This is a genomic window from Streptomyces sp. NBRC 110611 (assembly GCF_001590865.1).
In the GTDB taxonomy this organism is placed as follows: domain Bacteria; phylum Actinomycetota; class Actinomycetes; order Streptomycetales; family Streptomycetaceae; genus Streptomyces.
The window spans coordinates 144557-157171 of the sequence record NZ_BBUY01000012.1 but is presented as its reverse complement, the minus strand read 5'-3'; the positions used below and the strand labels follow the sequence as shown (position 1 = coordinate 157171).

Annotated in this window: 11 protein-coding genes; 7 read left to right on the top strand and 4 right to left on the bottom strand. The window is 70.5% G+C overall.

The genetic code is table 11. From position 1 onward, the window contains the following. The first annotated feature begins 58 nt into the window (after nt 1-58). Entirely contained in the window at nt 59-1429 is a 1371-nt protein-coding gene (locus AZE13_RS23400) for an FAD-dependent oxidoreductase (RefSeq protein ID WP_066935414.1), read from the top strand. 137 nt (nt 1430-1566) lie between these two features. Here the strand turns inward: AZE13_RS23400 and AZE13_RS23395 are convergent, their stop codons facing one another. Continuing rightward, nucleotides 1567-3153 (bottom strand): regulator, encoded by a 1587-nt coding sequence (locus tag AZE13_RS23395; RefSeq protein ID WP_066935412.1) that lies wholly within the window; start codon nt 3151-3153, stop codon nt 1567-1569. 282 nt (nt 3154-3435) lie between these two features. On the opposite strand from AZE13_RS23395, the gene lipB reads away from it, so the two are divergent. From lipB to AZE13_RS23375, 4 genes are all read left to right on the top strand, one after another. Further along, on the top strand, nt 3436-4275 hold the full coding sequence (gene lipB / locus AZE13_RS23390; RefSeq protein ID WP_066935409.1) for a lipoyl(octanoyl) transferase LipB: 840 nt from the start codon (nt 3436-3438) through the stop codon (nt 4273-4275). 123 nt (nt 4276-4398) lie between these two features. Beyond that, nucleotides 4399-5388, top strand: coding sequence for a lipoyl synthase (gene lipA / locus AZE13_RS23385; RefSeq protein ID WP_066935406.1), 990 nt, complete (start codon nt 4399-4401; stop codon nt 5386-5388). A 250-nt stretch (nt 5389-5638) separates the two neighbouring features. Continuing rightward, a complete protein-coding gene (locus AZE13_RS23380; RefSeq protein WP_066935403.1) occupies nt 5639-5869 on the top strand; it encodes a hypothetical protein in 231 nt (76 codons plus the stop codon). A gap of 10 nt (nt 5870-5879) precedes the next feature. Continuing rightward, nucleotides 5880-6593 carry a DUF4191 domain-containing protein gene (locus AZE13_RS23375; protein WP_066935400.1) on the top strand — a complete coding sequence of 238 codons (714 nt, stop codon included), beginning with the start codon at nt 5880-5882 and terminating at the stop codon, nt 6591-6593. Between the two features lie 271 nt (nt 6594-6864). Here the strand turns inward: AZE13_RS23375 and AZE13_RS23370 are convergent, their stop codons facing one another. Beyond that, nucleotides 6865-7332, bottom strand: coding sequence for an RDD family protein (locus AZE13_RS23370; protein WP_181690423.1), 468 nt, complete (start codon nt 7330-7332; stop codon nt 6865-6867). A 314-nt stretch (nt 7333-7646) separates the two neighbouring features. On the opposite strand from AZE13_RS23370, the gene glnA reads away from it, so the two are divergent. Together glnA and AZE13_RS23360 are read left to right on the top strand one after the other, a co-directional pair. Then, nucleotides 7647-9056: a type I glutamate--ammonia ligase gene (glnA, locus tag AZE13_RS23365; RefSeq protein ID WP_066935394.1), complete on the top strand. Its 1410-nt coding sequence runs from the start codon at nt 7647-7649 to the stop codon at nt 9054-9056. A gap of 148 nt (nt 9057-9204) precedes the next feature. Beyond that, nucleotides 9205-9441, top strand: coding sequence for a hypothetical protein (locus AZE13_RS23360; protein ID WP_147264705.1), 237 nt, complete (start codon nt 9205-9207; stop codon nt 9439-9441). A gap of 4 nt (nt 9442-9445) precedes the next feature. Here AZE13_RS23360 and AZE13_RS23355 read toward each other — a convergent pair whose 3' ends face one another. Continuing rightward, nucleotides 9446-11395, bottom strand: a complete 1950-nt coding sequence (locus AZE13_RS23355) for a choline/carnitine O-acyltransferase (RefSeq protein WP_066935388.1) — start codon at nt 11393-11395, stop codon at nt 9446-9448. A gap of 195 nt (nt 11396-11590) precedes the next feature. Continuing rightward, nucleotides 11591-12460, bottom strand: coding sequence for an arpA protein (locus tag AZE13_RS23350; RefSeq protein WP_066935385.1), 870 nt, complete (start codon nt 12458-12460; stop codon nt 11591-11593). Nucleotides 12461-12615 lie beyond the last annotated feature (155 nt).

Sequence of the window (12615 nt, the reverse complement as noted above, 5' to 3'; positions counted from 1 at the left end):
GTGGCAGCGGGCATGACAACCGTGCGCCACAGCTGGGACCGACCACCGGGAGGGGCATGTGCTGCGCACCACATCGACTGTGGACGTCGTCATCGTGGGAGCCGGGCCGGCCGGTCTCGCCGCCGCCCGGCATCTGACCGGCGCGGGAGTGTCGGTCACGGTCCTGGAGGCCGCGGAACGGATCGGCGGCCGGTCGGTCACCGACCTGCTGGACGGCTTCCGGCTGGACCGTTGCGGCCGGCCGCTCGCCGTCTCCGCCGCCGAGCTGCGCCGTACGCCGGGGCTCGCGGACCTGACACCCCGTCCGTTCGCGCCCGGTCTGAGCGTCCACAACGGCCAGCGGATGCACCGGATCGGCGCCCCCCGGAGCACGAGGGGCGCACACGCCGCGGCACGCGCCCTCTCGCGCGCCGACCACCGCTTCCACCCGCACACGGACCGCCGCGCCGTCGGCCGTACCGACCGCCCGACCCCCGCCGCCACCTTCACCACCTTCGCCACATTTGCCGCCTTCGGTCCGTCCCCGGCCACCGCCCCGCCCGATCGCCCCATCCACGACGCCCTGGCGAGCCGCCCGGCCTTCCCGCCCCGCGCCCATGACGCGTTCCTGCGGCCCCTGCTGGCCGCGCTGCTGTGCGACCCCAAACTGCGCGGATCCAGCCGTGGTGCGGCGGCCGCATTACGGGCGTACGCGGAGGGCCGGCTGTGGCTGCCGGCCGGCGGTGCCGCGGCCGTCCCCGAGCTGCTCGCCGCCGGACTGCCGCCCGGCACGGTCCGTACGTCCGTCCGGGTCACCTCGGTCTCCACCACAGGTGTCGGCACCGCCGAGCACGGCCCCATCCCCTGCCGGGCGGTGCTGGTGGCCACCGGCGCGCGCGATGCCGCCGAGCTGCTGCCGGGGCTGCGGGTCCCCGCCTTCCACCCGGTGACGGTGCTGCACCACACCACGGGGGCCACGTCCGGAGGCCGCAGCGGCGGGCCGACCCGTGACCGGACGCTCATCCTCCCGACGGACGGGCCCGCCGGATTCAGCTATCTCGCCGGCGCGATCGACCCGTCCCGTACGCCGCCCGGCCGGTCCCTCGTCACCACGACCGTGCTCGGCGCCGCGGCGGGGCTCCCGCTGTCCGTCCTCGACAAGACGGTCCGGCCGCAGCTGGCCCGGCTCCATGGCGGGCGCGCCGAGGACTGGCAGCTGCTGACCGGGCATCACGACCCGTACGCGGTACCGGCGATGCCCGCGCCACACGATCCGGAGCGCCCCGTCCGGGTGCTGTCCGGCCTGTATGTGTGCGGCGACCACCGCGATACGAGCACACTCCAGGGCGCACTGAACTCGGGCCGCCGCGCCGCCCGCGCCGTCCTCCAGGACTTCGGCCTGCCGGCCCTGACGACGGATCCGGACGACACGCTGTCCGCGGCGGCATGATCCGTACCGTGCCGAACCGCGCGGAATGAGCGGCTCCGCCAGCCAGCCCCTCCGCCCAGCCGCTCCAGTCAGCCGCCCCCCGGCCAACCGCTCCGCCCGCCCAGCGGACTCAGTCCAGCAGACTCAGCCCAGCGGACTCAGCCCAGCGCCGCCACCCGCTCCCTGTAACCGCGGACCGCCGCCGCGTCCCGGTACGGCTCCAGCCGTCGCTCGAACTCCCTGACGTACTCATGGGCGCGTGCGGACCGCATCTCGGAGGCCTGGAGCGCCGCCTCCGCGCCCAGCGTGCAGGCCTGCTCCAGCTCGCCCAGCCCCAGTCGCGCGGTCGCCAGCACCACCCGGCAGAACAGCCGGCTGCGGGCGAACCCGGCGGCGCGCAGCTGAAGGGAGCGCTCGGCGTGCTGGGAGGCCGCGCGGTACTGCTGGAGATCGCGGTGGCAGTGCGCCAACTCGTCGGCGAGCTGCGCTTCGTCGAAGAATCGCGCCCAGTACGGGGTGTCGTCACCGGGGCGGGCGGTCTCCAGCGCGCGTTCCGCGCGGGCCAGCGCCGCCGTGCAGGCCCGGACCTCGCCCATCACGCCGTGGCCGCGCGCCTCCGCGGAGTGCAGCAGCGCCTGTACGGCGGGCGGGGCGCTGCCGCCGATGCCCTGCTGGGCGACGCGTGCCAGCTGGACGGCTTCCCTGCCGTGCCCCAGATAGACGGCCTGTCGGCTCATCGTCACCAGGACGTAGGCGCCGTACGCCCGGTCGCCGGCGGCCTGGGCCAACCGCAGTGCCTGGACGAAGTACCGCTGTGCCAGGCCGTGTGCGGCGATGTCGTACGAGGTCCAGCCCGCCAGCCGGGTCAGATCGGCGGCGGCCGCGAACAGCCGGCGGCCGGTGGCCTCCCCGTATGTGCCGCGCAGCATCGGCTCGCATTCGTGCTCCAGATAGCGCACCAGCGCCTGCCGGGCGTGACCGCCGCCATACGCGTGGTCCAGCGCCCGGAAGAGCTCGCCGACCGAGCGGAGCGCCGCGATGTCGCCGGAGGTGACCCGGGAGCCCTGGGTGCGGTCGACCCGGTCGCCCCGGTCGGTACGGCGCTGGCGGGGCACCGAGTTCCGGCTGTTCCGGCTGTTCTGGTTGCCATGACCGCTCGGGCCGAGCGGGCCGAGCGGGCTGCTCTGGCCGCTCGGGCTGCCCTGGCCGCTCTGGATGTTCTGGTTGCCCTGACCGCTCTGGCTGCTCTGGGCGGGCACCCGGCCCGACCCGGCCTCGGCGGCGGGCTCGCCGCGGGCGACGCGTTCGTCGGGGCGGCCGATCAGCCAGTCCCGGCTGGGCACCACGAGCCCGGCCGGGGTGAAGGCGATCTTGCGCAGCTCGGCATGGCTGCCGGAGTCCTTGCGCCACAGACCGCTGACGATGTCCACCGCCTCGCTCGGGGTGGCGGCGAACTCCAGGCCGGCGTACACCGGCGCACAGGCGTCCAGGCCGAGGTCCTGGGCGGACAGCCGGCGCCCCAGCCGGCGGGTGAACACCTCCGCGATCAGCGCGGGTGTGGTGCCCCTCGGCTGCTGGCCGCGCAGCCAGCGGGTCACCGAGGTCTTGTCGTAGCGCAGGTCGAGGCCGTGCTCGATGCCGAGCTGATCAACGCGTCTGGCCAGCCCTGCGTTGGAGAATCCCGCCTCGGCGATGAGCGCGGCGAGCTGGCGGTTGGGGGTGTGGTGCGCGGGTCGATCCGTCATCAGCTTTACCGGTCTCCTGCCTTCCGGGCCGGGCAGCCGGGTTCGGCAGACCCCGTCCGGCATGCTCATCGCCCTTGTAGAACGGCGTGAATGTAACGGCCTTTGGAACGTTTCTGGCCACCTCAGCCACACGTTCATCCGATCGTGTGAGCAGGGGCGGAGGTCTGCGGATGGTCCACGGATGGTGCGTACACCGGGCGCCTGAAAGGTCCGGAACCGGCCGCCGTACAGTGGCATGGGCGCACACCAGACGCACCAGAGGTTCGAAGAGGAGCTGCTGCCGTGACCGCGATCTCTCCGGGGACGCCCCCCGTATCCGAGGCGCTGCGCTTCGTACACCTGGGCTTCGGTGCCGACGCCGTGGACTATGAGGCGGCCTGGCAGGAGCAGCGCCGGGTGCACGCCGCCCGGTTCGCCGACGAGGTGCCCGACACCTGCCTGCTGCTGGAGCACCAGGCGGTGTACACCGCGGGCCGGCGCACCACGGACGACGAGCGCCCCCTGGACGGGACCCCGGTCATCGACGTGGACCGCGGCGGCAAGATCACCTGGCACGGGCCCGGCCAGCTGGTGGGCTACCCGATCCAGAAGCTGCCGCGCCCGGTCGATGTCGTCGCCCACGTCCGCCGCCTGGAGGAGGCGCTGATCCGGGTCTGCGCCGAGTTCGGCATCGCGGGCACCCGGGTCGAGGGCCGCAGCGGTGTGTGGGTACTGGGCGACCCGGTGGCCGAGCGGCCGTCCCTGGGCGGGCTGAAGCTGGACCTCGCTCCGGGCGCTCCCGGCACTCCCGGCACGGCGGCGGACGACGACATGTACGACGCGCGGCTGATGGGCCCCGAGTACGCGCCGTCCAACGCCGGCCAGCGGGGTGAGGACCGCAAGCTCGCCGCGATCGGCATCCGCGTCGCCAAGGGCGTCACGATGCACGGCTTCTCGCTGAACGTGAACCCGGACAACACCTCGTTCGACAAGATCGTGCCGTGCGGCATCCGGGACGCCGGCGTCGCCTCGCTCGCCGGGGAGCTGGGCCGCGACGTCACCATCGCCGAGGTACTGCCGGTCGTCGAGAAACACCTGAGGGACGTGCTGGAGAACGCCGAGCTGCTGCCCCGGGCGGTCTGACGCACGGGGAATGAACCCCTCCGGCCAGGGGTTGCCGTACGAGTGGCACAGCACGTAAAGACGTGCGAATTGACGGGCGTACCCTGGTGTACGCCAAGGAAACGAAGTCGTAGGGAGCCGGACGTGTCCGCAGTCGCACCCGACGGACGCAAGATGCTGCGCCTGGAGGTCCGGAACAGCCAGACCCCCATCGAGCGCAAGCCCGAGTGGATCAAGACCCGGGCGAAAATGGGTCCCGAGTACACGAAGATGCAGAGCCTCGTGAAGAGCGAGGGGCTGCACACGGTCTGCCAGGAGGCGGGCTGTCCCAACATCTACGAGTGCTGGGAGGACCGCGAGGCGACCTTCCTCATCGGCGGCGACCAGTGCACCCGCCGCTGCGACTTCTGCCAGATCGACACCGGTAAGCCCGAGGCGCTCGACCGCGACGAGCCGCGCCGCGTGGGTGAGTCCGTGGTCACCATGGACCTGAACTACGCCACGATCACCGGTGTCGCCCGTGACGACCTGGAGGACGGCGGCGCCTGGCTGTACGCGGAGACCGTGCGCCAGATCCACCAGCAGACCGCCGACCGCGAGGGCGGGCACACCAAGGTCGAGCTCCTCGCGCCGGACTTCAACGCGATCCCCGAGCAGCTGGCGGAGGTCTTCGCCTCCCGGCCCGAGGTCTTCGCGCACAACGTCGAGACGGTCCCCCGGATCTTCAAGCGCATCCGCCCCGGCTTCCGCTACGAGCGCTCCCTGAAGGTCATCACCGAGGCCCGCGACTACGGACTGGTCACCAAGTCGAACCTGATCCTCGGCATGGGCGAGACCCGCGAGGAGATCAGCGAGGCCCTGCGCCAGCTGCACGACGCGGGCTGTGAGCTGGTCACGATCACGCAGTACCTGCGCCCGTCCGTGCGTCACCACCCGGTGGAGCGCTGGGTCAAGCCGCAGGAGTTCGTGGAGCTGAAGGACGAGGCCGACCAGATCGGTTTCTCCGGCGTGATGTCCGGCCCCCTGGTCCGCTCCTCCTACCGTGCCGGCCGCCTCTACCAGCAGGCCATCGCACAGCGTCTAGCAGGCGCTTCGCACCAGGGCGAGGCCACGGCGTCCAGTCAGGCGGTTTGAGTTCCCCGGCGCGCCATCTTGTGAACCGTGGCACATGCTGGACGTACGCGGCCCGCGCACTCCCCCAGGACGGGGGGCGTGGCGGGCCGCGTCAACGTTCCGCACTGTTCCGGATGGTTCGTGTCAACGTTTCATAGGTGTTTGACCAGCAGGTCATCCGTTGGTAACACCTTTCCGTGACGATGGAGGCACGCACCGCTCCCGCACCTCACCCCCGCTTCACCGACAGCAAGAGAGGGAGTCACCCACGATGCCGGCCGCGCCGCTCCGCGCAACCCCCGCCTTCCCCATCCCTTCCGTCTCCGTCACCGTCACCGGTGCCCTGCGTGCCGTCGAGGCCGTACTGATGCGCGGCGGGCAGCGCACCGCCCGCCGTAACGCCTGGACATCGGTCCTGGAGGACCGCCGCCGCGCCAAGGACCGGTACGAGGCCCAGTACGTACTGGAGGCCGCGGCGACCCAGCACCCGCACGCCACGTAAACTTCGCTGTATGGCGAGGAAGGCAAACTCCAACGGCGCTGCCGGCGCTGAGAACCCCGGGCGGCTGAAGCAGATCGCCCTGACCTACAAGATGACCCGTCGGGTCGACTCCAAGGTCGGTCTTGTCGTCGCTGGCGTGGGCATCGTCGTTTTCGGCGTTCTCCTCGCCCTCGGCTTCCTGATCGGCCACCCCGTCTACGCGGGCATCCTCGGCTTCCTGCTGGCGTTCCTCGCGATGGCGATCGTCTTCGGGCGACGCGCCGAGCGGGCCGCCTTCGGGCAGATGGAGGGCCAGCCCGGTGCGGCCGCGGCCGTACTGGACAACGTCGGGCGCGGCTGGACGGTCACCCCCGCGGTGGCGATGAACCGCAGCCAGGACGTGGTCCACCGGGCCGTCGGCAAGGCCGGCATCGTGCTCGTCGGCGAGGGCAACCCGAACCGGCTGCGCGGTCTGCTGGCCGCCGAGAAGAAGCGGATGGCGCGCACGGTCGCGGACGCCCCGGTCCACGACATCGTGGTGGGCGACGGCGAGGGCCAGGTACCGCTGAAGAAGCTCCGTACGACCCTGCTCAAGCTGCCCCGGGTACTGCCCGGCGCCCAGGTCACGGCGGTCAACGACCGACTGCGCGCACTGGGCGACCTGATGAGCAACATGCCCATCCCCAAGGGCCCGATTCCCGGGAAGGGCATGCGGATGCCCAAGGGCGGCGGCAAGATGCGCTGACGCGCCGGGGGACGGGCCGTATACCTCACATCAAACGGCCGCACACCTCAAACGGGTGGCCGGGACCAAACGGTCCCGACCACCCGTTTCTCTGTATTCAACGTATTCGACGTATTCGACATTCAACGTATTCGACTTGGCTCACTCTGAATGCAACCCGGCATACACATCCGCATCCGGCACACCCTCATCCGGTCCTGGATCCACATCCGGTCCTGGATCCGCACCCAGCCCCGGATCCGCACCCGGCGCCCCGGATCCGCCGCCGGCCCTAGATCCGCACCTGAACCGCACGCGTAAGGCGGTCATGCAGCCCCCGGCCGTCCCGGTCCCAGATCACCGCCGGGATGACGACGATGAGCAGGAGCGTGCGCAGGACGACCCGCGGCACCGAGATCCGGCCGCCGCTCTCCGCGACCACCCGCAGACCCAGCAGCCGCTTGCCCGGGGTGAATCCCACCGTCCCCACCGTGAGCACACTCATCACCGCGAAGACCACCAGCGCCCAGTTGCTCGCGGCTTCTGCCTTGCCTCCGCTGAGCAGGCCGTATGCGATGAGCAGGCACAGCGCCCAGTCGACGAAGAGCGCGGCGAAGCGGCGGCCGGGGCGGGCCAGCGAGCCCGGCCCTTCCTCCGGCAGCCCGAGCCGCTGTCCGCGGTATCCGAACTCGACGCCCATGTCCTCGGCTGCCGCGCGCGGCCCGGAGATCCACGATCCGATTGCTTGCCTGTTGTCCACCCGTCCACGGTACTGCGACGGCATACGTTCCCTACGCGGGCCCTGCCCTCGGTCGACAGTGATCAGGTCAGTCGACAGTGACCAGCTCGACCGTGATCAGCTCGACAGTCCGCAGCGCACCACTCAAAATGTCCCCATTTGACGCACACTGGGGGATAAGGGCGACAGCGCGGCGATTAACCTCGGCGAAACAAATGGGTCATGCTTGGGAAATCCCACCTGCCTATGGTCGGGCGAGCGCGCCACCGCACATGGCCGCGTTCCGAGTAGCTATCCCGCGTCCGCCGACCGGTGACCGGGCTAGGAGGAGTTGGATGTTCCAGAACGCCGACGAGGCCAAGAAGTTCATCGCGGACGAGGACGTCAAGTTCATCGATGTCCGCTTCTGCGACCTGCCCGGTGTGATGCAGCACTTCACGATCCCGGCAGCGGCCTTCGACCCGGCCGATGAGCTGGCGTTCGACGGCTCCTCGATCCGCGGCTTCCAGGCCATTCACGAGTCCGACATGGCCCTGCGCGCCGACCTGTCCACGGCCCGGGTGGACCCGTTCCGCCGGGACAAGACGGTCAACATCAACTTCTTCATCCACGACCCGATCACCGGCGAGCAGTACAGCCGCGACCCGCGCAACATCGCCAAGAAGGCCGAAGCCTACCTCGCCTCCACCGGCATCGCGGACACCGCGTACTTCGGCCCCGAGGCCGAGTTCTACGTCTTCGACAACGTGCGCTTCGAGACGAAGTCGAACGAGTCCTTCTACCACATCGACTCCGAGGCCGGCGCCTGGAACACCGGCTCGGAGGAGAACAACCGCGGCTACAAGGTCCGCTACAAGGGCGGCTACTTCCCGGCCCCGCCGGTCGACCACTTCGCCGACCTGCGCGCCGAGATCTCCCTGGAGCTGGACAAGGCCGGCCTCCAGGTCGAGCGCCAGCACCACGAGGTCGGCACGGCGGGCCAGGCCGAGATCAACTACAAGTTCAACACCCTCCTGGCCGCCGCCGACGACCTGATGCTCTTCAAGTACATCGTCAAGAACGTCGCCTGGCGCAACGGCAAGACCGCGACCTTCATGCCCAAGCCGATCTTCGGTGACAACGGCTCCGGCATGCACGTCCACCAGTCCCTGTGGCAGGCGGGCGCCCCCCTCTTCTACGACGAGCAGGGCTACGCGGGCCTCTCGGACACCGCCCGCTACTACATCGGCGGCATCCTCAAGCACGCCCCCTCCCTCCTCGCCTTCACGAACCCCACCGTCAACTCGTACCACCGCCTGGTCCCCGGCTTCGAGGCCCCGGTCAACCTGGTCTACTCGCAGCGCAACCGCTCCGCGGCCATGCGCATCCCGATCACCGGATCGAACCCGAAGGCCAAGCGCGTCGAGTTCCGCGCCCCCGACCCGTCCTCCAACCCCTACCTCGCCTTCTCCGCCCTCCTCCTCGCGGGCCTCGACGGCGTCAAGAACAAGATCGAGCCGGCCGAGCCCATCGACAAGGACCTCTACGAGCTCGCCCCGGAAGAGCACGCAGGCGTCCCCCAGGTCCCGACCTCCCTCCCGGCCGTCCTCGACGCCCTCGAAGAGGACAACGAGTACCTCCAGCAGGGCGGCGTCTTCACCGCCGACCTGATCGAAACCTGGATCGACTACAAGCGCACCAACGAAATCGCCCCGATCCAGCTCCGCCCGCACCCGCACGAGTTCGAGCTCTACTACGACATCTAAGACGTGTCGTCAGAGCAGCAGTGAGGGCTGCCGTCCCCGGTCGGGGGTGGCAGCCCTTGGTGTCTTGGGCGTCCGAATGCCGTCTTTGGACACCCGTTCAGCCATGCTCGGCGTGCCCGTGGCCGTGAGGGTGGGCAGCGTGATGCGTATGAACAGTATGCCGATGGTTTGCCCCGAGAAGGCTGTTTCACGAGTACTCGCGGTCGGCGCTGCCCTGGGCCTTGCTCTTGCGGCAGGGGCGGCGACGGCCGGGTCCGCCGCGGCCGCGACGCACGCGACGCCCGCCACGCACGTCGCCGCAAAGGCCCCGGCTGCCCAGTCGAGCCCGATGGGCGGCGGCGGTGGCGACGACTACCACTGCGTCATCGTCCTCATGTGCAATTGATGGTTCATTCGGAGGTCAGCAGGTCGCGGAGTTCGTGTACCGCCTCGCGGAGACGGTGGGCGAAGGTGTGCATCTGGGTGGCTACCGGGCGGGGGGTGCTGAGGTAGACGTGGAAGCGGTCGGGTAGGAGGACGTAGGCCACGCCGATGCAGCGGCTGCTGGTGGAGCCGAAGCCGAAGTACTGGATGTGGGCGGAGGGGGCCGAGCTGGTGCTGAGGTAGTCGTCGCGGAGGGTGAGCCAGCCGGGGGTGCGGTAGAGGGCGGGCTGTTCGACGATGCCGAGTTCCGGGCCGCGGCGGCGCTGGATGAGCTCCAGCTCCCAGAGGTGCTGTTCGGGGGCGTCGCCGGCCTGGCACTCCTTGGCACGGGTGACATGCGCCCGGGCGGCAGCGCGCAGGGCGGCGCGGCGGGCGTCGGGGCCGGTGGCCGGGTCCTGCATGGCGGATACGAAGTCGACAATCTCCGGGGTGACGACGCGCATCGCCTCGGTGCGTCCGCCGCGCCACTGGCGGGTGGCGATCGACTCGTAGGTGGCCCCCAGGTGGCCCTTGGCGCGCTGGTGGGCGAGTTGGTAGGCGAGCTGGACGAAGGCGTCCGGGGAGATCCGGAGGGACTTGGCGGTGGCGGCGCCGAAGTCGTCGAAGGAGACGGTCTGCGTCGCGGTTTCGGCGCCGTACTGCGCGAACGACTCGGCGGCGGCGCGGACTTGGGCGCGGAGGGCCTCGTCGAGGTGGAAGGTGAGGGGCTTCGGGACAGGGAGGCCCTGGGAATGGGCGCCGGACCGGCGGGAGTGTTCCTCGGCGGGGGTGGCGAGCAGGGTGTCGACGAAGCTGAGGATGGTCGTGCCGTCGAGGCCGCAGTGTTCGACGTTGATACCGGCGCGGCCGTCGGCGAAGACGATGAAGGTGACGGCCTTGTCGAACCAGCGGTTGCCGCGGTCGCCGTAGAGCAGTTCGTCGCAGGCCTGCTGGGTGTCCGCCGGGGCGAAGTCCTCCAGGGACAGGCAGAACAGGGCGGTTTCGATGTCGTCCAGGGCGGCGGCGTTGGCGGGGTGGTTGCTCAGGAGGGCTTCGCGGGCGGCTGCCCACTCGGCTCTGGCCATGGTGGTGAGGTGGCCCACCGAGGTGTCCGAAGTATCGGAGGCATCCGAGGTGTCCGAGGTGTCGGTTTCGGCGTCTGTGTCTGTGTTGGGGGTTGGGCCGGGGTTGGTGTTGGGGGCTGTGTCGGGGCCGGTGGGCTGAGTGGCGCCGGTGTCCGCGTGGACGATGGTGCGGAGGGCGTTCTCCAGCTCGTCCAGGTTGTGCGGTGCGCCGTCCGCGCCGAGTACGTCCAGTTTGTACATGGTGCCGCGGAAGAAGACGACGATGTGGCGGGCGTCGGACGGGCCCGGCCAGGCCTCGCTGTACGGGGCGCGGACGGTGTCCTGTTCCGGGCCGGGGATCCGGGTGGTGGAGAACAGGAACGTGTTCTGCTCCATGCTCTGGGGCTGTCCGCGCTGGATCACGGGCGGGATGAGTTCCCGGTCCAGCTGGTGCTTGTAGTGGAGGGCGGCGGCGATCAGGCCGGCGGCGCGGGGCAGTTGGGGCTGCCCGGTGTCCTGGAAGAGGAAGAAGAAGTTGGCGTTGAGGGCGATACGGTCCCGGCGGCCTAGGTAGCGGTACGGCCAGAAGGTGTCGAGCCAGCTGTGCACGCCGGGCGTGGCGTCGTACTCCTGAAGGGCCGCCTGCAGGTCGCGACCGGGGCCGTCGGGGCGGAGGAAGGCGGCCACCTCGGCCTTGGTCGCCGCCAGCTCGTCAGAGGTGAGCAGCGGCGCGCACCAGGCGAGGAAGCGCTCGCAGGTGTCGTCGAGGGCGGGCAGGGGGACGCGGGGGAGGCTGTCTTCCAGAGCGAAGGTGGTGCTCGGGGGTGGTGTGGGGGCGGCGGGGGCGGCTGGGGCGACCTGGCTGTCGGTCACGTGCGGTCTCGATTCCGGTTGTCGGTGGGTGCGTGCGGGTACCGTGGGACTTCTGGAGAGCCTGCCCTCCCCAGAAGCTGGACGCTGGGGTTTGAACAGCTCTTGGCCCGGGGAGGGCCGAGGGCTGGGCGCATGCCCCGGCCCAGATCCAAGCCCAAGCCCGAGCCATCGGATCGGGCAGGCCGCGGTCCGGTCCTAGTCCAGCAGCTGGTCGCCGCGTACGGACCGGCCCTCGGCGGCCAGGTGTGCGGGGTGCACCCGGCCGAAGAGCTGCCGGGTGCGGGCCACGCTCCCGATGACGCCGGGGCGCTCGCTGTACGCGAAGATCGCCGAGTGGCGGGCGGTCTCGCCCCGGACCGGGCTGACCCGGTGCAGCGAGTAGCGGCCCCTGAAGAGCTGCAGGTCACCGGGGCGGAGAGGGAGACGCTTGATCATCCGCTCGCCCCGGCCGGCCAGGACGTCCCGGACGTCGTCGAAACGCTCGTCATGCGCGGACCTGATGTTCGGGCAGTACTCGAAGACGCCGCCGGCCTGCGCCTCCTGGGTGAGCATGCTCACGGTGAATTCGTTGGTGTCGAAGTGCCAGGGATGTTCCTTGCCGGGCTCGACCACGTTGAGGACGAGCCCGGAGTACGGGTCGGCCAGTTCGTGCAGCCGTGGCAGGTGGAAGCAGCGGGCGAGAAAGCGCTGGAACGCCTCGTGGGTGTAGAGCCGGCTGATCAAGGAGCCTGCGGGGATACGGTCTCGGGCGACGAAGGCGTTGCCCCGGTCGAAAGCCCGGCGACCGGGGTGGTCCGCCGGGAGCGACGGCTCGACGGCGATGTTGTAGACGTTGACGGTTTCGACGTCGAAGTGCGCGCGGGGCGCGAGGGCGGAGCACTCCCGCCGGAGGACATCGCGCTGCGAGGGATGGATGAAGTCCGGGAGCACGGTGCAACCGAGGGTGGCCAGCTCGCGCCGGGCCCGGGACACCACCGCTCGGCTCTCGGCGCCGTCCGGTTCCAGCAGGGGGTACCGGGCTGTGTCGACCACCTGGTCCAGCGTCATGGCTTCTAAGGTGCTCATTCGTTCCTTCCCGAGTGCGTGACTGTCCTGGTGCGGACTTCCGGGTGCGTGCCTGTCCGGGTACGGGACTCTCCCGGTGCGGGACTTCCGGGTGCGCGCCTTTCCCTCGCGCCTTTGACTTCCCTTCCAACTACCCTGGGAAAAAGTGGAATTGA

Excerpts from the sequence above, each read along its gene's own strand:
- AZE13_RS23395 (WP_066935412.1), bottom strand. The coding sequence starts at position 3,153 with ATGACGGATCGACCCGCGCACCACACCCCCAACCGCCAGCTCGCCGCG.
- AZE13_RS23380 (WP_066935403.1), top strand. The coding sequence starts at position 5,639 with ATGCCGGCCGCGCCGCTCCGCGCAACCCCCGCCTTCCCCATCCCTTCC.
- AZE13_RS23375 (WP_066935400.1), top strand. The coding sequence starts at position 5,880 with ATGGCGAGGAAGGCAAACTCCAACGGCGCTGCCGGCGCTGAGAACCCC.
- glnA (WP_066935394.1), top strand. The coding sequence starts at position 7,647 with ATGTTCCAGAACGCCGACGAGGCCAAGAAGTTCATCGCGGACGAGGAC.
- AZE13_RS23360 (WP_147264705.1), top strand. The coding sequence starts at position 9,205 with ATGAACAGTATGCCGATGGTTTGCCCCGAGAAGGCTGTTTCACGAGTA.
- AZE13_RS23350 (WP_066935385.1), bottom strand. The coding sequence starts at position 12,460 with ATGAGCACCTTAGAAGCCATGACGCTGGACCAGGTGGTCGACACAGCC.